Source organism: Nonomuraea basaltis, from assembly GCF_005893125.1.
GTDB classification, from domain to species: domain Bacteria; phylum Actinomycetota; class Actinomycetes; order Streptosporangiales; family Streptosporangiaceae; genus Nonomuraea; species Nonomuraea basaltis.
In genome coordinates this window covers 1-16,752 of sequence record NZ_VCJS01000258.1, presented here as the reverse complement: position 1 = coordinate 16,752, position 16,752 = coordinate 1, and the positions used below count along the sequence as shown (strand labels likewise).

At 68.7% G+C, this 16,752-nt stretch carries 21 protein-coding genes; 12 read left to right on the top strand and 9 right to left on the bottom strand.

All coding sequences use genetic code 11. The annotated features are described in order from the left end of the window. Positions 1-71 precede the first annotated feature (71 nt). On the top strand, positions 72-374 hold the full coding sequence (locus EJK15_RS75625; RefSeq protein ID WP_240777899.1) for a transposase: 303 nt from the start codon (positions 72-74) through the stop codon (positions 372-374). A gap of 160 nt (positions 375-534) precedes the next feature. Here EJK15_RS75625 and EJK15_RS58935 read toward each other — a convergent pair whose 3' ends face one another. Both EJK15_RS58935 and EJK15_RS58930 read right to left on the bottom strand, forming a co-directional pair. Continuing rightward, positions 535-897 (bottom strand): DUF6223 family protein, encoded by a 363-nt coding sequence (locus EJK15_RS58935; RefSeq protein ID WP_138719138.1) that lies wholly within the window; start codon positions 895-897, stop codon positions 535-537. Between the two features lie 38 nt (positions 898-935). Continuing rightward, positions 936-1,301, bottom strand: a complete 366-nt coding sequence (locus EJK15_RS58930; protein ID WP_240777900.1) for a hypothetical protein — start codon at positions 1,299-1,301, stop codon at positions 936-938. 172 nt (positions 1,302-1,473) lie between these two features. Between EJK15_RS58930 and sigJ the strand changes: the two genes are divergently transcribed. The 6 genes from sigJ (at position 1,474) to EJK15_RS58900 (ending at position 7,731) form a co-directional block, all read left to right on the top strand. Further along, complete coding sequence (gene sigJ, locus EJK15_RS58925; protein ID WP_138719136.1) at positions 1,474-2,382, top strand: RNA polymerase sigma factor SigJ; 909 nt, start codon at positions 1,474-1,476, stop codon at positions 2,380-2,382. Between the two features lie 573 nt (positions 2,383-2,955). After that, positions 2,956-3,873 (top strand): alpha/beta fold hydrolase, encoded by a 918-nt coding sequence (locus EJK15_RS58920; RefSeq protein WP_138719135.1) that lies wholly within the window; start codon positions 2,956-2,958, stop codon positions 3,871-3,873. Between the two features lie 203 nt (positions 3,874-4,076). After that, positions 4,077-4,565 carry a transposase gene (locus EJK15_RS58915; RefSeq protein ID WP_171075194.1) on the top strand — a complete coding sequence of 163 codons (489 nt, stop codon included), beginning with the start codon at positions 4,077-4,079 and terminating at the stop codon, positions 4,563-4,565. Between the two features lie 451 nt (positions 4,566-5,016). After that, a complete protein-coding gene (locus EJK15_RS58910; protein WP_171075192.1) occupies positions 5,017-5,325 on the top strand; it encodes a hypothetical protein in 309 nt (102 codons plus the stop codon). A gap of 408 nt (positions 5,326-5,733) precedes the next feature. Continuing rightward, positions 5,734-6,558: a class I SAM-dependent methyltransferase gene (locus EJK15_RS58905; protein WP_240777898.1), complete on the top strand. Its 825-nt coding sequence runs from the start codon at positions 5,734-5,736 to the stop codon at positions 6,556-6,558. Positions 6,559-6,687: 129 nt separating this feature from the next. After that, complete coding sequence (locus EJK15_RS58900; RefSeq protein WP_138719132.1) at positions 6,688-7,731, top strand: hypothetical protein; 1,044 nt, start codon at positions 6,688-6,690, stop codon at positions 7,729-7,731. A gap of 128 nt (positions 7,732-7,859) precedes the next feature. Here the strand turns inward: EJK15_RS58900 and EJK15_RS58895 are convergent, their stop codons facing one another. The 3 genes from EJK15_RS58895 to EJK15_RS58885 form a co-directional block, all read right to left on the bottom strand. Next, a complete protein-coding gene (locus tag EJK15_RS58895; RefSeq protein WP_138719131.1) occupies positions 7,860-8,228 on the bottom strand; it encodes a VOC family protein in 369 nt (122 codons plus the stop codon). A gap of 17 nt (positions 8,229-8,245) precedes the next feature. Next, a complete protein-coding gene (locus EJK15_RS58890) occupies positions 8,246-8,623 on the bottom strand; it encodes a VOC family protein (RefSeq protein WP_138719130.1) in 378 nt (125 codons plus the stop codon). Between the two features lie 124 nt (positions 8,624-8,747). Then, entirely contained in the window at positions 8,748-9,752 is a 1,005-nt protein-coding gene (locus EJK15_RS58885) for a S1 family peptidase (RefSeq protein WP_240777897.1), read from the bottom strand. A 302-nt stretch (positions 9,753-10,054) separates the two neighbouring features. Here EJK15_RS58885 and EJK15_RS58880 point away from each other — a divergent pair, with 302 nt between their 5' ends. Then, positions 10,055-10,552 (top strand): hypothetical protein, encoded by a 498-nt coding sequence (locus EJK15_RS58880; protein WP_138719128.1) that lies wholly within the window; start codon positions 10,055-10,057, stop codon positions 10,550-10,552. Here the strand turns inward: EJK15_RS58880 and EJK15_RS58875 are convergent. The 4 genes from EJK15_RS58875 to EJK15_RS58860 form a co-directional block, all read right to left on the bottom strand. Then, positions 10,546-11,697 (bottom strand): MFS transporter, encoded by a 1,152-nt coding sequence (locus EJK15_RS58875; RefSeq protein ID WP_138719127.1) that lies wholly within the window; start codon positions 11,695-11,697, stop codon positions 10,546-10,548. The two genes, EJK15_RS58880 and EJK15_RS58875, sit on opposite strands and share 7 nt — an antisense overlap. A gap of 99 nt (positions 11,698-11,796) precedes the next feature. Then, positions 11,797-12,264 carry a MarR family winged helix-turn-helix transcriptional regulator gene (locus tag EJK15_RS58870; RefSeq protein WP_138719126.1) on the bottom strand — a complete coding sequence of 156 codons (468 nt, stop codon included), beginning with the start codon at positions 12,262-12,264 and terminating at the stop codon, positions 11,797-11,799. A gap of 75 nt (positions 12,265-12,339) precedes the next feature. Further along, on the bottom strand, positions 12,340-12,573 hold the full coding sequence (locus EJK15_RS58865; protein ID WP_138719125.1) for a hypothetical protein: 234 nt from the start codon (positions 12,571-12,573) through the stop codon (positions 12,340-12,342). A gap of 60 nt (positions 12,574-12,633) precedes the next feature. Further along, positions 12,634-13,143 (bottom strand): VOC family protein, encoded by a 510-nt coding sequence (locus tag EJK15_RS58860; protein WP_138719124.1) that lies wholly within the window; start codon positions 13,141-13,143, stop codon positions 12,634-12,636. Positions 13,144-13,204: 61 nt separating this feature from the next. Between EJK15_RS58860 and EJK15_RS58855 the strand changes: the two genes are divergently transcribed. The 4 genes from EJK15_RS58855 (at position 13,205) to EJK15_RS58840 (ending at position 16,522) form a co-directional block, all read left to right on the top strand. Further along, a complete protein-coding gene (locus tag EJK15_RS58855) occupies positions 13,205-13,669 on the top strand; it encodes a MarR family winged helix-turn-helix transcriptional regulator (protein ID WP_171075193.1) in 465 nt (154 codons plus the stop codon). Positions 13,670-13,730: 61 nt separating this feature from the next. Beyond that, positions 13,731-13,919, top strand: coding sequence for a hypothetical protein (locus EJK15_RS58850; protein WP_138719122.1), 189 nt, complete (start codon positions 13,731-13,733; stop codon positions 13,917-13,919). A gap of 30 nt (positions 13,920-13,949) precedes the next feature. Continuing rightward, positions 13,950-15,095: a xylose isomerase gene (gene xylA, locus EJK15_RS58845; protein ID WP_138719121.1), complete on the top strand. Its 1,146-nt coding sequence runs from the start codon at positions 13,950-13,952 to the stop codon at positions 15,093-15,095. Then, on the top strand, positions 15,092-16,522 hold the full coding sequence (locus EJK15_RS58840; protein ID WP_138719120.1) for a xylulokinase: 1,431 nt from the start codon (positions 15,092-15,094) through the stop codon (positions 16,520-16,522). Before xylA ends, EJK15_RS58840 begins: the two co-directional genes overlap by 4 nt. Positions 16,523-16,752 lie beyond the last annotated feature (230 nt).

Genomic DNA, 16,752 nt, shown 5'->3' with positions numbered 1-16,752 from the left:
CGCGTCCCGGTAGGCAGTGGACCGACGTCGGCGGCAAGGGCAAGGATCCCGATCGTTAGCCTCGGCCGCGGATGCGCGCCACCTACACCCGCACCCAAGGGGTGCGGCACCTGTTCGCCGCGTTAGACCTGGGCAAGGACAAGATGTATGGGCACGTCAAGAAGCGCAAGCGACGCGGAGAGTTCCTGGAGTTCTGCCGCTACCTGCGCAGCCTCTACCCGCCCGACGTGCGGATCGCGATCATCTGCGACAACTTCAGCCCGCACCTGACGACCAAGAAGGACAAGCGTGTGGGCCAGTGGGCGGAGGCGAGCAACGTCGAGATCGCCTACACGCCCACCAACTCTTCCTACTTGAACCGGATCGAGGCGTAGTTCACCGCGCTGCGGGAGTTCACCCTCAACGGCACCGACCACGCCAGCCACCGCGAGCAGGGCAGCATGATTCGCCGCTACATCGCCTGGCGAAACCGCAACACCGACAACCCACGCCTACGCCGCATCGTGAAGAGGACAAACGTGGCCTAACACGGCACTAGCTGGTACGGCGGGAGCGGGCCAGAGCCAGCCCGCCGACCGCTACGGCGATCAGCCCCACCGCCGCGGCTACGATGGCCCCGGCCAGCCCGTTGCCGGTGCCGATACCACCGTCGGAGGTGGCCATGACCAGCCCCCCGACAACCAACCCGATCAGCCCAGCCACCAGGGCCACGATGGCCCCGTTTCGTCCGTTGCCGGTGCCGATACGACGAGCGCGGGCCAGAGCCCGTCCACCGACGATCACGCCGATCAGCCCCACGAGCGCGGCTGTGATGGCCCCGAGTCGCCCGGAGCTCAGGGCGTAAACACTGGTGGGGTCCGGCTGAACCGAGACGGCGATCAGGTGACGGATGGACATGAGGTACTCCTTGTTTATTAGGCGATGCGCGTCGGCGGTCATGCCGAGGCGGTCAGGGGAGTGCGGCGGCCGGTCCAGATCCAGATGAGCTGAAGGACGCTCAGGCCGAACAGCAGGACGCCCAACGGGATGTGCACGGCCTCCACGTGCGCGATGCCCAGGGCTACCTGCGCATTCGTGAGCACAAAGAATCCGACGGCGTACATGATGGGCTTGGGCGAGCCGCCGCCCGGCCGCCACGCCAAGATCGTGACGATCACGTGCACCACTACCACGACCCACAGCGTGTACGACCCAGCACTGTGCAGCGCCCCACCGTGGGGCGAGGACAACACCAGCCCCGCGGTGATCGCCTGGACGAAGACAGCTACGGCTTGCCCGATGATCGCGATACGCAAGAACATGAGGCTGTACCGCTTGGTCGTCGCGCGCGTAGGCATGGCGAGGGTTTCCCTTCTCGATCTCGGTGTCTCACTAGTCCGACGAAACACCTGCGGGGAATGTGAGGCCACGCGCCAACCTCGCGGTTCGGTACGCTGCCTCGTCGGACTGGTGAGGGAAGGGAGCGTCCACACCATGACCACCGACGACCCGATCATGGGCGAGCGGCGCCAGCTGATCAATCTCGCCTACCGGCTCCTCGGCTCCCTGGCCGATGCTGAGGATGTGGTCCAGGAGGCCTACGCCCGCTGGTATGCCATGTCTCAGCAGCAGAAGGAGGCCATCGCCTCTCCTGGCGCCTGGTTGACGACCGTCGCCGGCCGTATCTGCCTCGACCTGCTCGGCTCGGCCCGCGCCCGGCGGGAGCGTTACGTGGGCGAATGGATCCCCGAGCCGCTGCCCGAACCGACGGAGTGGATCAGCGGCCGGTCGGGAGGCGCCTCGCTCGACCCCGCCGACCGCGTCACCCTCGACGAGTCGGTCAACATGGCCTTCCTCGTCGTGCTGGAATCGATGACCCCGGCCGAGCGCGTCGCGTTCATCCTGCACGACGTCTTCCGCTACTCCTTCGCCGAAGTGGCCGAGATCGTCGGCCGTACTCCGGCGGCATGCCGCCAGCTGGCCTCCTCGGCCCGCCGTCGTATTGACGCGTCGCGGGCTTCTGTGGCTCCGGCGGCCTTGCGAGGCGGTATCGTCAGGGACTTCAAGCAGGCCTGGGAGGCCAACGACATCGGCGCCCTCGTCGGCCTGCTCGACCCGGACGCCACGATGATCGCCGATGGCGGCGGCGTGGTCAGCGCCGTACTCCGCCCCATCGAGGGCAGCGAGCAGATCGCCCGTTACATCATCGCCATGGCCACCAGGACGCCCAACCTGACGCTCTTGGAGCGTACGGTCAACGGTCAGCCGGGGCTGGTGGCCCAGCTGGACGGCGTCACCGTGACGGTGGCGGCGTTCGATGTTGCAGACGACCGGATCACACGCATCTGGGTCGTGCGCAATCCCGAGAAGCTCGCCCCTTGGACGGTGCGGCCACAGCGCTGAGAGGTCCTAACAGAAAGATCAGCGGACGAGCCACGGCGAACAGCACGAACGCCACCGACGACGCCCAAGCCAGCACGGTCAGCCCCCGTGCCTTCGACGCCCAGGCCGACTCGCGCCGCCAACGCAGGGTCAGCCCGACGATCCGGGCCATCAGCTCGTTGAAGATGACCATCCAGCCGTCAGGTCTACGCTGTGGTCCGCGGCCACCGCACGATCTTTGGTTGTCCTCACAAACTCCAAATGATCACGCGGTGGCCGTCGCCATGTGCCCCAACGACTCAAGATCGCGAAGAGTCACTGGAGTACTAATTAGCCCGTGTCGTACCGGGGTGCTGGCTGTACGCAAGTTTCCCGTCGGGATTGTCAACGCGGTGTGGGCCGGCTTCGGGGTCGCGGGCACCGCGGCTCGGGGCGGCGATCTTGTTCGGCGAGCGGCCCGGCGCGGTGACGCTGGCCAGGCATCGCGGTGATCGTCGCCGGCACAGCCATCCGTTAATCTCGGTGGTACGGACCGATCCTGAATCCGGCTGGCCAGCGCCGTCACAACGCAGACCAGCCAAGGAGAGCGGACAGATGCAGGCGACCGGCAAGCCACGCCACCGCAGCCTCGACGTGGATGGACTCGAGGTCTTCTACCGGGAGGCCGGCGCGGCGGACAAGCCCTGCGTGCTGCTGCTGCACGGCTTCCCGAGCTCCTCGCACACCTTCCGGCACGTGCTCTCGCCGCTGGCCGAGGTGAGCCGGGTCATCGCCCCGGACCTGCTGGGCTTCGGGTTCTCCGCCGCGCCCGGCGTCGACGAGTACGAATACACGTTCACCAACCTGGCCGACACCATCGAGGCGTTCCTCGAGCAGATCGGCGTCGAGGAGTTCTTCGTCTACCTGCACGACTTCGGCGCCCCTGTCGGCTACCACCTCGCCACCCGGCGTCCCGAGCGCATCCTCGGGCTCATCGTGCAGAACGGCAACGCCCACGAGGACGGCCTGGGTAGCCAGTGGGACAGCGCACGGGTCTTTTGGGCCGATCCTTCGGAGGCCAACCGTGCCCGGCTGCCCGAGTGGCTGAACTTCGAGGGCACTCGCGCGCAGTACCTGAGCGGGCTGCCGGAGCGGGTGCGTGTCCTCCACCCGCCCGAGACGTGGCACTTCGACTGGAAGCGGATGTCGCGGCCGGGCAACGTCGAAGTCCAGTTCCAGTTGTTTCGCGACTACGCCAGCCACGTCGCCCGCTTCGGCGAGCTGGCCGACTACCACCGGACCCGCCAGCCGCCGTGTCTGCTGCTCTGGGGCCGCCACGACGCGTTCTTCGACCTGTCCGAGATCATGGGCTACGCCCGAGCGCTGGACCGGCTCGAGATGCACGTCTACGACGCCGGCCACCTCCTGCTCGAGACCCACGCGGCCGAGTGCGCCGCGGCAATGGGGTCCTTCATCACCGATATCACCGCCGAGCGCGCCATGGCCGACGACGTCACCAGGCATCGGCGCTGACGTACGGCCGCGTCCACACGGTCATGTGCAGCATCACCGCCTTGATCCACGCGGCGTGCATCCGCTCCGGTGTCAGCCACCACAAGCATCAGGACCGCGTACGCAAGCTAGATCGAGGCGTTACCTGCCAGACCACGCTTCGTCGGCGGCCGGGGCGGGGTGACGGGAGCGTTCGTGCCCCCTGGGACCTTCCGCGCGTCGCAGTGTCCGTGCGAGCCGCCGAGACCGTGGGCGCCGCAAGCCGCGGGTATGACGCGGGCAAGAACGTACAGGGCCGCAAGCGGCACGTCATCGTGGACTGCCTGGGCCTGCTGCTCGTCGTCCTGGTCACCGCCGCCAGCGTGCAAGACCGCGACGGCGCCCGGCCCGCGCTGGAGCGCCTGCACGACTGGTACGAGAAGATCATCCTGATCTGGGCCGACGGCGGATACGCGGGCAAGCTGGTCACCTGGGCCAAGCAGAAGCTCCAGCTCACCCTGGAGATCGTCAAGCGCAGCGACAACACCAAAGGCTTCGTCGTCCTGCCCCGCAGGTGGGTAGTGGAGCGGTCCCTGTCGTGGATCTTCCAGTGTCGGCGCTGCGTCCGCGACTATGAACGGTTATCCGAACACCACGAGGCCATGGTGTTGTGGTCGATGATCGTCCTCATGGGGCGGCGACTCGCCCGATCCACCTCACGCAAATCACCTTAACGATCGGTCTGTTCACGGGCGGTTAGACGAAACCGGCTCTCCCTAACTCTCACCGGAGATGCCAAACTCCTTACATGCATGAAAAGACGCCAGAGTCTCAGCGATCGGAGCTTGGATTTTTCCGATCGATCCCGCGCAGGTGGGTTGACGACAAACTTATGCTCCACACCCCCGCTTGGCTGAACTGAGCCATGCTGCTTATCGGCCTTGCAATGTCCGCCGGAGAGGTCTGGTTGCTCTGGCTGGCCATCCATGAGCCTACGCGAACTCATTGGTTCCATAGCGCCATCTGGTGGATTCAGGCGGGCCTGTTTGTCGCTTTCGTTATATTCGTGAGCTTTGCGGAGGCTCGAGGGCTGATCCTTAGAGCGAGACGGCGGCTCATCGACTCAAGTGCCGACCCGAGTTAGCCGGGTTGCACCGTCTCCATCCGCGGCCGGGGAAACCGAGCATGCACAACAGCCACATTGGAGGACCGCTGATCTGGCCGTCCGATGAGCCGTGGCCGGCATGCGACCGAACCGTCCAGGTGCAGGCCGCGCCCTTCGGTCAGCCCGGCTGGTTGACGATGAAGGACCGTGCCCCGGAGAGTCCAGTGCCCATGGTGGGTGTCGCACAGTTCTACGCACGCGACATCCCCGAGATCCCCTTTCCCGAGGGCGCCGATCTACTTCAGGTGGTGTTTGGCCGCTACGCAGCCCTCACCATCTTCCTCTGCCCTCGATCCACCGGCCAGGGCTACCGCCTGACCATCCAATAATCGAAGAGGATGCCTCCGTGGGCCGCTCGCAACTCATGGGGCTCTGGCGGGGGCCTCCGGCTCCGGGATGATCGCCGCGCCGGGTGTCAGGACCGTAGCCAGCTGAGATCCGCTCCAGCGGCCGCCGTGCAATATACGTGCAATGATCATGGAGCTCACGGCGGCGAGACATGGTCATGCCGCAGGTCGAAGGCTGTCTCTCAGCCGCAAGGATCACGCGCTGTAAACCGTCGGCTCAGGCTACGCAAGTTCGAACCTTGCACCTGCCACACCAGCCAGAAGAGGCTCGTAACCAGCGGAAACGCGGTGACTGGGCCTCTCTCGTTGATCCCCGGTGAGTGAGTGACCGTGAGTCCCCCTGGTTCCCCGTGCTATCTGGCATGTGAGCAGGATATTCAGGCGACGGCGGTGTTGCGGCGCTGCCAGGATTGGAGCATGTCCCGCGATCTTCGGCTGCGAGCCACCTTCGACAGAGCGGCTGCCTCCTATCAAGACGCGCGCCCCGACTACCCGGCCGAGCTGTATTCCGACCTGCTCGCGATCACGGGTATCACACCACCCGCGCACCTGCTCGAAGTCGGATGCGGCCCGGGGAAGGCCACGCTGCCCTTGGCACGGATGGGCTTCCGGATCACCGCGGTCGAACTCGGCGATGCCCTTGCGGCGGAGGCACGGCACCGACTCGCCGAATTCCCCGACGTCTCCGTAATCACCTCGCCCTTCGAAGGCTGGGAGCCACCGGCAGGCGTCTCCTTCGATCTCCTCTACGCGGCCACGGCCTGGAAGTGGGTGGACCCCGAGGTCAAGTACGCGAAAGCAGCCGCCCTCCTCACGCAGGGCGGCCACTTGGCCGTATGGAACGCCGACCACGCAATGCCGGCAGGCTTCGACCCCTTCTTCACCGAAATCCAGAAGGTCTATGAAGAGATCGGCGAAGGCCATGACGGCCCGTGGCCCCCGCCACCGCCCGAGGACCAGCCCGATCCCATCGCCGCCGAGTTCGATGCCACCGGAGACTTCACCGTGGTCGGTACGAAGCTCTACGTATGGGCCTTGCGCTACACGGCAGACGAATACATCGCTCTGCTCGATACGTTCTCCGGCCACATCGCCATGGAGCCGGCCAAGCGCGAACACCTCTACCAGGAGATCCGCCGCCGCCTTGCCGCACGCCCCGACGGACGACTCACCCGCCACTGGTCGGCCGTCCTCACCATCGGCCGACGCCTGTGACGTTGAGGTAAGGGCCTCGGCTGGAGCTCAGGTGCGCCACACTTCCCCAACCCCCGGCGTGCGTGCGCCCCTGGAGGACTGCAGCCGTCCGCCAGTAAGATCCAAGCGCGGCCGCCTAGCTTCGTGCCCATGCGAAGAATGGGCGCGGCGCTGGTGGCGCTGCTGGTCCTGACGGGGTGTGCGCGAGAGGCCGCCGACACCGTCGTGGAACGTCCGCGGAGCGCGCCGTCCCCGGCCGCCTCAGGAACGTCCGATGCCGGAAGCGGTCTCCTGGACGCGCTCGCGGACGTCTCTGGCGAGGGACCCGCCGCCGCGTACGTCGAATACGGCGAACCGGCCTGGTGGCGCGGCCTCGGCGTCAGCGGCGGGTCCGGCGACGGGCGCCGATGGCTGCCTGCGGCCGGTTCCGGTCTCGGGAGCCTGGCCCACGCCGCGGCGGTACTGCCGAAGGCCACGGGTATGACGCCCGAGGCGGGCGCGCGGGCGATCGCGATCGGCGTGCCGCCGCGGCAGGCGTTCCGGTTCGACGGCGGCGTCGATGCGGGCGCCGTACGGGCGAAGCTGACCGCCCTCGGAGCCAAGCCCCGCCGCCTGGGCGGCCACGACGGGCTCTCCTTCACCCCCGGCACCGAGATAGATCCCTCCCGCACGATCGTCCCTGGGGTGACCAACCAGCTCAACCAGGTCGTAGTCACCGACACCATGGTGGCGACTGCCTCGGCCGCCGGGCCGCTGGCGGCCGTCATGGGAGGCGGACCCGCGCTGGCCGGCAGCCCGGATCACGCCGCCGTGGCCGCCTGCCTCGGCGATGTCGCCGCAGCCACGATCATGGCCTCGTCGGCGCCCGGCGCCGTCACGCTGTACGGCGTGGGGCTGCGCCGCCCGGCCGGCCTGGATGACCGGCCGGTCAACGTGATCTGCGTACTGCCTGCCGCGTCCGCCGCCACCAAGGTGGAGCAGGCGCTGACGACCCAGCTCACCCCAGCGGCGAGCACGCGCAACGGCGGGGCGTACGGCGACCATGCACCAGAGATCGCCCACGACCGTGTCCGCGCCGACGGGCGCACGGTGCTGAGGGCCGTCCTGACGCTGAACGACACGGCAGACGTGCTGTTCGCCAACCGGCTGCTGTACCAGGGGGAGCTGGAGGCGCTGAGCGACCCGTCCCGGTGAGGGCCCGCACCGGCGTTGGGTGTGAGCCGGCTGAAGGTCTTCATGTTGCCCGTCATTCCCCGCTCCTTGCGGCAGGGCGCCTCCCCCGGCCTCGCGGGGGAGGTAGGGAGAAGAGCCCTGGTCTTTCCCTACTCCTGTAGCACCGAGAGGATGTTTCCCGCCGGGTCGGTGAACCACGCGATCGGTGGGCCGGCCTCGCGGAAGATGCCTTTCTCGTCCGCGGGGAGGTTCTCGTAACGTTCGAAGCGGACTTCGCGCGCGGTCAGCTCGTTCACCGCCTTCTCGATGTCCTCGACCGGGAAGTTGAGAATGGTGAAAGTGGCCGGCGTGTGGTCGTCCTTCGGATAGATCAGGATGTCGGTGCCGCCCTCTATGTGGAGGGTCAGCAGGCCGTGTTCCTCCGAAACGCGTAGTCCGAGCGTCTCGCCGTAGAATCTCTTCGCCGCCGCGATGTCGTTCACCGAGAAACCGCTGAATGCCTTTGTCTTACCGAACATGATGGACTCCCCCGAAGTCACATGGCCGCGCGATGGGCCTCGCTCAGTTGGATGATCTGTACGTAGTTGCCGTCAGGGTCGATCGCGGTGGCGAACAGGTTGCCGTCGCGGTCCTCGAGCTCCGCCAGCCACGTCACGCCCGCGCTCTCCATGCGGGCCGCGACAGCGCGGGCGTCGGCCACGTCGAAGTTCAGTATCACCCTGCCGGGCTCGGGATTCTTGTCGGCCACGTCGTTCCGCGTGTCGATGAACAGGAAGAATTCCCCGAACTTGAGCACCCGGTACCCGTTGACGTCGGTGTTGTCCTCGGGGTCGAGCGCGGCGGCGTACCAGGCGCGCAGCCGCTCGGGGTCGGTGCTGGCGAGCAGCAGGCTGCCCAGGGTGGGGCGCTTCATCGACTTGCTCCTCTGTCGTCGTTGATACCTACGACAGACAGACCCGGCGGGCGGCGAGAATTCATCGGTGAAGCGGCCGCGCAGCGTGCCCGGGTCTGGTGGGCACGCTGCGCGGGGATTTCGGTCAGCCGGTTCGGAGCGTCAGACCGTAAACGCTCAAGATTTCATTGACCGGCTGGTGGTACGTCGTGCCGCCGACGCTGCAGTTGCCCGAGCCGCCGGAGGTCACGCCCTGGGCCTGGCTGCCCGAGATGAACGAGCCGCCGGAGTCGCCCGGCTGGGCGCACGCGCTGGTCCTGGTCAGGCCGGAGACCGTGCCTTGCGGGTACGTGACGGTGGCGTTGTGCTGCTGGATGGTGCCGCAGCGCCAGCCGGTGGTCGAACCGGAGCGGCAGATGGACGAGCCGACCGAGGCCTGGGTGGAGCCGCGGACGGTCACCAGCGAGCCGCCGGAGCCGCGTACGTAGGGCGTCGCGTTGTTACCGGGGGCGGCGACCCAGGCGTAGTCGTTGCCGGGGAAGGACGAGCCCTGGAAGGTGCCCGTGGGGTTGGTGGTCCTGGCGCCGGCCCGGCCGCAGTGCCCGGCGGTGACGAAGCCGGGGGTGCTGCCTCTGGTGACGGAGAAGCCGACGCTGCAGCGGCTGGAGCCGATGTAGAACGGCATGCCGCCGACGATGTCGATGAACGTCATCGGCCGCTCGGCCGTCGCCGATACGGTGATCATGCTCTTGTCGACGCCGGCGGCCGTGGCGAGGGCATCAGCGGCCTCCACCGTGGGCGCTTGGACGGAGACGGTGTTGGTCTTCACATCGACGTACCAGAGCGAGGCCGCGGCCGAGGCCTGCCGCGGGGCCTGGTCGAGCTTCTGCATGACCGCGTTGAGGTCGGCCAGCGTCCGCTTGACGACGACCGGCTGTGCGCCCTGCGCCTCGATGGTGGGGGCGGCGTTGGCGTCGGTGGTGGCGACCATGAGCTTGGAGGCGTCGTCGTTCAGCCAGGCGCCGCCGAACGACGCGCCGAGCTGGGCGGTGAGCGCGGATTCCACGGCCACGGCGCGTTCCTCGTTGGCCAGCCGGGTGACGACTTGTGCCTCGGAGAGGCCGAGATCGCGTTCGAGCGCGTCGATCATGGAGGGGGGTGCTGGGGAGGCTGATTGAGGTGCAGGGTCAGCTGCTGCTGAGCTGAGGGGGGTTGCGAGGCTGACGGCGAGGATGACGCCGCCGACCAGCGCACAGCGTTTACTCAACATGCGCACTCCTCGGGTTGGGGTGCTGTCAAGTTAACGGCTGACGCGATGGCCGTCAGATATCAATCAGCCCCTATTTCGGTGTTATGGCCGGGTTTTGGTCAGGGCTCCGAACCAGACATTTCTCGCCTTGAAGGTGGAGATCGCGATAAGTCGGTAAGGTCCCGTTGCTGGAGGTGTTTTCTGTGCGTAATGGTGTTCGTCATTTGCTCGGCGCCGGTGCGGGGCTGCTGGCCACGCCATTCATCGCGGTCGGCCTGGGGTATGGCTTCTCCGAGCGTTATCGCATGTTGGCGCAGGTCACCATCGACTGGATCGCGATGGGCGCGTTCGCCGGCGCCCTGGTCGTCATCGGCGTGCTGGCCGGTTCGAGGCTGTCGCCGCTCGCCTCGCTGCTGCCCGGCTTGGCCTTCACCGGTTTCGCGCTGACGGGCATGGTGCGCCTTGGTATGGGCGGCGACCACAGGCTGTGGTACGACCTCGTGCCCAGCGAATATCTCGTGAGCTATGCGACCCTGCTGCATTCCTGGTCGCTCCCGGCCGGATGCCTGTTGCTCGCCGCCTCGGTCTTTCCGTCCCGATGGCGGGGCAAGGTCGTGCGGGAGGAGCCCCCTCCGCCGTCACCGGAGGAGGAGGCTCCCGAGCCGCCACCGCTGCCCAGGCGGATTCCGTCCCGCTACTGAACGGGCGACGGGGACGGGCGGGCCGCCATGAGGGCGATGAACAGGTACGGCACGACCAGGAGGGCGAACGTCGCGCCGTGTGACAGGCCCGGCGAGGCCGCGGCGTAGGCCGTGTACACCGCCAGCGTGACCAGGTTCGTGCCCAGGCCGGCGACCGATGTCACGGTGGCCCGGGCCGTGCCGGTGATCCGCTCCTGGAGCCGTGCGTCGGCCACGATCCCGGCCAGTTGGAACGCCCCGAACGCCACGGCGATCAGCGCGAACCCGGCCGGGTGCCCGCTCATCGCCCCGGCCGCCATGGCCAGGGCCGCGCCCCCGATCGTCAGGGCGTAGGCGCGGCCGGGCATGCGCCGCGCGGCTCCGGCCAGCAGACCGCCGCTCGCGGCGCCGATCCAGACGACCAGCACCAGCAGGGGGATGGTGGTCTTGGCCACGCCGGTCTCGAGCCCCAGGAAGGGGACGTACTCCTCCAGGGCTCCCCATATCGCCGTCACGAAGGAGACCAGCAGCAGCGCGTGGAGCACACCTCGATCCGTGCGAGCCTCCGTGATCCCCGCCCGCAGCACCGACAGGTAGCTTCCGTCCGTGGCGGTGGCGGAGGCTCTGTGTTCAGGGAGTGTGAGGGCCGTGGCGGCGCACAGCACGCAGGCCAGTACGCTCGCCGCCCCCACCGCGAGATATCCGCCGGCCGCGAACACCGGCATCGCGAGACCGATCGCCGCCGCGTCCGCGACGAGGCCGATGGACTCCGCCCGGCCCATGACGGTGGCGTACCGGCTCTCCTGGCCGAGGCGCTCAAGCTCCTCGTAGGAGAGGGCCTCGAAGGCGCCGGAGACGAGGGCGCCCTGCGCGCCCCAGAGCACGAAGCCCGCGGCGAACGCCCAGTAGGAGGGGAAGAGGATCCACAGGGCGTAACCGGCGCCGGCCAGGAGCGGGCCGAGGCACAGGAGCAGCCGCCTGGACACGGCGTCGGCCCAGGCGCCGGACGGGACCTCCAGGATCATGCCCGTCACCGACCAGATGGCGAACAGGGACGAGGTCTCGGCCACGGACAACCCGGTGTCGGTGAACAGCAGCGTGTACACCGGGTAGAGCAGGATGAATTCGCCTAGGAACGTATAGGCGTACAGTTTTGGGACGAGCATGAGGCCTTCCAAGGAGACGAACGGGGACTCCGAGTGCTCGTCGCCTCGGAGGTCCGCGCGCCCCGCGCCGGCCTCTGGTCAGTCATCAATGTCGCCATGTCATGCCGAGGAGTCTAGCGTGTCGCACGCCTCGATTCTGGTGCGGAACGGGCGGCGTTCCAGCGCCTCCACCGTGGCCCGCAGCACCTCGGCCAGTGGTACGGGCAGCTCCGCGTCCAGCTCCCGCACTGCCTGCTCCGTCGCCGCCCACTCGGCCTCGATCAGCGGGAGGGCGGCGCGGGCCTTGGCGGTGAGGTGCACGATGCGGTGGCGGGCGTCGGCGCCCTTCTCCAAGGTCACCAGGTCGCACCGGCGCATCTGGACCACGGTCTGGCTGGCCGCCGAATGCGTCACGCCGATCGCCTTGGCCAGGTCGCGGATGGCCATCGGGCCCTCCGAGACCAGCGTGCGCACGTAGGGGGAGAAGCGAGGGCGGAATTCGGGCATGCCGCGATCGGCGTAGATCTCCGCGATGGCGCCGTCCATCAGCTCGTGGACGTGGCGGAGGAGCGTCCCGAGTCCTGTCATGGGCCTAATCTAACAGGGCTGTTGGACTAGGCCGGCCGTGGCCTGCCCCGACGGGCGCGGCGACGGCCGGCGACCTTAGTCGTCGTCTCCGTCCAAGGTGTGGAGGACCCGCTCGAACGCGTCGCTGACCGGCCGCAGTGCCTGCGAGAACGCGTTGACGAGCGGACCGAAGATCTCGGTCATCTCCGTCATGAGGTCGGGACTCTTGCTTTCGGGAGGCGCCCAGCGCATGGCGTCCGCGCTCAGCGTCTCCCACTCGTCGACGACGCCGTCGATGGCGTCGAGCACGTGATCAGGATCGCTTGACATGACCGCTCTCCGTGGCGTTCAGGAGTCGGATCCGGAAAACCCGGATACTGCCACGGTACTTCAGGCGGGGATCGACACGCCCACGCCGCCTCGTGTCTGTGCGCCGTACCGCTTCTTGTCGGCGCTGAGGTCGAGCGGGCGGATGCCGGCGCGCGCGGCGAGGGTCTCGGCGGTGAGCAGCGAGGCCGGCACCAGCCACGACACCTCGAACTCCAGCCCGTCGGGGTCCTTCGCGTAGAGAGCCTTGGTGGTGCCGTGGTCGGACGCGCCCACCAGCGCGCCGAGCTCGGCCAGCTTGGCCGAGATGTGCTCCAGGTCTTCGAGGGTGTCGACCTCCCAGGCCAGGTGGTACAGCCCCACCGAGGTCCGCCCCGCCTGCGACGGCGCCGCGTCCTCGCCGATCTGGAACAGGCCCAGGTCGTGGTCGTTCGTCGAGCCCGGCGCCTGGAGGAAGGCGGCGCCCCGCATGCCCATCACGACGTCGAAGCCGAGGGCCTCCCGGTAGAAGGCGACGCTGCGCTCCACGTCACGGACGTAGAGCACCGCGTGGTTGAGCCGATGGACCGGCATGGTGATCCCCTTTCATCAGAGTCCCGCCCTAAGTATATGAGAGTTCAACTAGATTAAGGGCATGACCCGATGGCTGGATGAGGACGAGCAGCGCACCTGGCGAAGGTTCATGGCGGCGACCCAGTTGATCAACGAGACGCTCGACCGCCAGCTTCAGCGGGACGCGAACATGCCGCACGCCTACTACGTGATCCTCGTGCGCCTTTCCGAGGCGCCGGGGAGGTCGATGCGGATGAGCGAACTGGCCGCCAGCGCCCAGTGCTCCCAGAGCCGCCTCTCGCACGCCGTGGCGCGCCTGGAGGAGCGCGGCTGGGTCCGCCGCGAGCGCTCCTCCGCCGATCGCCGGGGCAACCTCGCGGTGCTCACCGACGACGGGTACGCCGCGCTCGCCGCCGCCGCTCCCGGGCACGTCGAGGAGGTCCGGCGGAGCCTGTTCGACGTGCTCGAGCCCGAGCAGGTACGCGAGCTGGACGAGATCTGCTCGGCCGTCATCTCCGCAGCCGACAAGAACACGCTGGAGCGCTAAGCGAGAAAACTGTCGTGTGGAGGCCGTACCGTTCTGCGCGTACCCGAACGAGGAGATGCCGATGCGCGACACCGAAGAGGCGCTGTTCAGGACGGTCCATGGCATTGCGGGCCGCTTCGCGGGCCAGCCCGTGCCCGTGGTCATGGACGCGCTGCTGCGCGACCTGCCCAAGGCTCCTGGCCTCGAGGTGGCGGAGATACGCAAGATCGCCGAAGAGATCAGCGTGGGGCGGGATCCCTCGGGGTTGTGAACAACTGATCGCGGGGGGAGCATCGAGTGCATGTACGAGCCAACCCCTGATGATCGATTCACCTTCGGTCTGTGGACGGTCGGCTGGCAGGCGCGCGATCCGTTCGGGGACGCCACCCGGGCGCCCCTCGATCCGGTCGAGAGCGTGCACCGGCTGGCCGAGCTCGGGGCCCATGGGGTCACTTTCCACGACGACGACCTGCTCGCCGTCGAGCCCGATCGCGACCGGGCGATCGCGGCGTTTCGGAAAGCGCTTGCCGAGACCGGGCTGAAAGTCCCCATGGCCACCACGAACCTGTTCACGCACCCCGTCTTCCGCGACGGGGCCTTCACGAGCAACGACCGTGACGTGCGGCGATACGCCCTGCGCAAGGTGATGCGCAACCTCGACCTGGCCGCCTCGCTGGGCGCCACCACCTACGTCTGCTGGGGCGGCCGCGAGGGGGCCGAGTCCGACGCGGCCAAGGACGTGCGGGCCGCGCTCGGCCGCTACAAGGAAGCCATCGACCTGCTGTGCGGCTACGTACGCGAGCGCGACTACGGCATCCGCTTCGCGATCGAGCCCAAGCCGAACGAGCCGCGCGGCGACATCCTGCTGCCCACGATCGGGCACGCGCTGGCGTTCATCGGCGAGCTCGAACACCCGGACATGGTGGGACTCAACCCCGAGGTGGGCCACGAGCAGATGGCCGGGCTCAACTTCGTGCACGGCATCGCGCAGGCGCTGTGGCACGGCAAGCTGTTCCACATCGATCTCAACGGGCAGCACGGGCCCCGCTTCGACCAGGACCTGGTGTTCGGGCACGGGGACGTGATGAGCGCGTTCTTCCTGGTCGACCTGCTGGAGCACGGCGGCTACGACGGGCCTCGGCACTTCGACTACAAGCCGCTGCGCACGGAGGACCCGTCCGATGTGTGGGTCTCGGCCGCGGCGAACATGCGGACCTACCTGATCCTCCGGGAGAAGGCCCGTAATTTCCGGGCCGATCCGGAGGTGCGCGAGGCGCTGCGGGCCTCCCGTGTCGAGGAGCTCGGCCTGCCCACGCTCAACCGCGGCGAGACGCTGGCCGACCTGGCGGGGGACGACTTCGATCCCGGCGAGGCGGCTCGGCGCGGATACCATTTCACACATCTCAACCAGCTTGCGCTGGAGCACTTGTTAGGAGTTCGTGGGTGACGCTGGTCGCTGGGGTCGATTCTTCGACGCAGAGTTGCAAGGTCGTCATTCGTGACGCGGAGACGGGCGCGCTGGTGCGGCAGGGCCGGGCCCCGCACCCGGACGGCACGGAGGTGCACCCGTCGCACTGGTGGGCGGCGTTGCTGCGGGCCATCGAGGAGGCCGGCGGGCTGGACGGCGTGGCGGCCATCAGCGTGGCGGGGCAGCAGCACGGCATGGTCTGCCTGGACGAGTCCGGAAATGTCGTACGCGACGCGCTGTTGTGGAACGACACCCGCTCCGCCCAGGCCGCCGTCGACCTGACCGCGGAGCTGGGCGGGCCGCAGGCGTGGGCCGACGCGGTCGGCTCGGTGCCCGTGGCCTCGTTCACGGTGACCAAGCTGCGCTGGCTGGCCGAGCACGAGCCGGGCAACGCACGGCGTACGGCGGCGGTGTGCCTGCCGCACGACTGGCTCACGTGGCGGCTGGCGGGCGCGCTCGCGTCCGGGGCCCCCTTCGACCGGGAAGCCTGGCAGGACGCCCCGCTGCCGCCCCTCGACCACCTCACCACCGATCGGGGCGACGCCTCGGGCACCGGCTACTGGTCGCCTTCGATGGGGACTTACCGTACGGACCTGCTGAAGGCCGCCTTCGGCACGGTGCCCGTGCTGCCCCGGGTGCTCGGTCCTACGGAGGAGGCCACCGGCGCGGCCGCCGGCAGCGGACGGATGCTGATCGCTCCGGGGACGGGTGACAACATGGCCGCCGCGCTCGGCGTAGGTGCCCGGTCCGGCGACGTCGTGGTGTCCCTCGGCACCTCCGGCACCGTCTTCGCGGTCGCGGAGTCGTCCAGCGCCGACCCCTCGGGTGCGGTGGCCGGCTTCGCCGACGCCACGGGGCGGTTCCTGCCGCTGGTGTGCACGCTCAACGCCGCCAGGGTCATGGACGCCGTCGCCCGCATCGCCGGGGTCGGCCTCGGCGAGCTGAGCGACCTCGCGCTCCAGGCGCCTCCGGGGGCGGACGGGCTGACGCTGGTGCCGTACCTGGAGGGCGAGCGCACCCCCAACCGCCCGACCGCGACCGGCTCCATCCACGGGCTGACCCTGGCCACCTCGACCCCCGCCCACCTGGCGCGGGCGGCCATCGAGGGCATGCTGTGCGGCCTGGCCGACGCCCTGGACGCGCTGGGCATGCGGCCGGAGCGGGTGCTCCTGATCGGCGGCGCCGCCCGCTCGGAGGCGGTGCGCCGCATCGCCCCCACCGTCTTCGGCGTCCCGATCACGGTGCCGCCACCGGCCGAATACGTCGCCAACGGCGCCGCCTACCAGGCCGCCACGCTCCTGACGACCCCGGACTGGCGGTCGGAGGACACGGCGACGTACGAGGGCGAGGCGGTCCCGGAAATCCGCCACCGCTACGCCCGCGCCACCGCCCACATCCTGGACTGACGCGTACCCCGAGGAGGCCCGCCCTCCTCGGGGTTCGACGCCCGTGGACGAGAACGCCCCGGAACCGCGTGCCGGAGGCCGCCGCATCGGGCGACCGGACACGGTGCGGCCCGGGCGATGGCTTGGGCATGTTGGCGGTCACGTGTACGGGGGAGGGGCCGGCCGGGAAATCAGGGTCGTGTCAGGGATGCCTCGGGGGCTGTCTCTTAGACACATCGTACCCTTCCGCT

Excerpts from the sequence above, each read along its gene's own strand:
- EJK15_RS75625 (WP_240777899.1), top strand. The coding sequence starts at position 72 with ATGCGCGCCACCTACACCCGCACCCAAGGGGTGCGGCACCTGTTCGCC.
- EJK15_RS58935 (WP_138719138.1), bottom strand. The coding sequence starts at position 897 with ATGTCCATCCGTCACCTGATCGCCGTCTCGGTTCAGCCGGACCCCACC.
- EJK15_RS58930 (WP_240777900.1), bottom strand. The coding sequence starts at position 1,301 with ATGTTCTTGCGTATCGCGATCATCGGGCAAGCCGTAGCTGTCTTCGTC.
- sigJ (WP_138719136.1), top strand. The coding sequence starts at position 1,474 with ATGACCACCGACGACCCGATCATGGGCGAGCGGCGCCAGCTGATCAAT.
- EJK15_RS58920 (WP_138719135.1), top strand. The coding sequence starts at position 2,956 with ATGCAGGCGACCGGCAAGCCACGCCACCGCAGCCTCGACGTGGATGGA.
- EJK15_RS58910 (WP_171075192.1), top strand. The coding sequence starts at position 5,017 with ATGCACAACAGCCACATTGGAGGACCGCTGATCTGGCCGTCCGATGAG.
- EJK15_RS58900 (WP_138719132.1), top strand. The coding sequence starts at position 6,688 with ATGCGAAGAATGGGCGCGGCGCTGGTGGCGCTGCTGGTCCTGACGGGG.
- EJK15_RS58895 (WP_138719131.1), bottom strand. The coding sequence starts at position 8,228 with ATGTTCGGTAAGACAAAGGCATTCAGCGGTTTCTCGGTGAACGACATC.
- EJK15_RS58890 (WP_138719130.1), bottom strand. The coding sequence starts at position 8,623 with ATGAAGCGCCCCACCCTGGGCAGCCTGCTGCTCGCCAGCACCGACCCC.
- EJK15_RS58885 (WP_240777897.1), bottom strand. The coding sequence starts at position 9,752 with ATGATCGACGCGCTCGAACGCGATCTCGGCCTCTCCGAGGCACAAGTC.
- EJK15_RS58875 (WP_138719127.1), bottom strand. The coding sequence starts at position 11,697 with ATGCTCGTCCCAAAACTGTACGCCTATACGTTCCTAGGCGAATTCATC.
- EJK15_RS58870 (WP_138719126.1), bottom strand. The coding sequence starts at position 12,264 with ATGACAGGACTCGGGACGCTCCTCCGCCACGTCCACGAGCTGATGGAC.
- EJK15_RS58865 (WP_138719125.1), bottom strand. The coding sequence starts at position 12,573 with ATGTCAAGCGATCCTGATCACGTGCTCGACGCCATCGACGGCGTCGTC.
- EJK15_RS58860 (WP_138719124.1), bottom strand. The coding sequence starts at position 13,143 with ATGCCGGTCCATCGGCTCAACCACGCGGTGCTCTACGTCCGTGACGTG.
- EJK15_RS58855 (WP_171075193.1), top strand. The coding sequence starts at position 13,205 with ATGACCCGATGGCTGGATGAGGACGAGCAGCGCACCTGGCGAAGGTTC.
- EJK15_RS58850 (WP_138719122.1), top strand. The coding sequence starts at position 13,731 with ATGCGCGACACCGAAGAGGCGCTGTTCAGGACGGTCCATGGCATTGCG.
- xylA (WP_138719121.1), top strand. The coding sequence starts at position 13,950 with ATGTACGAGCCAACCCCTGATGATCGATTCACCTTCGGTCTGTGGACG.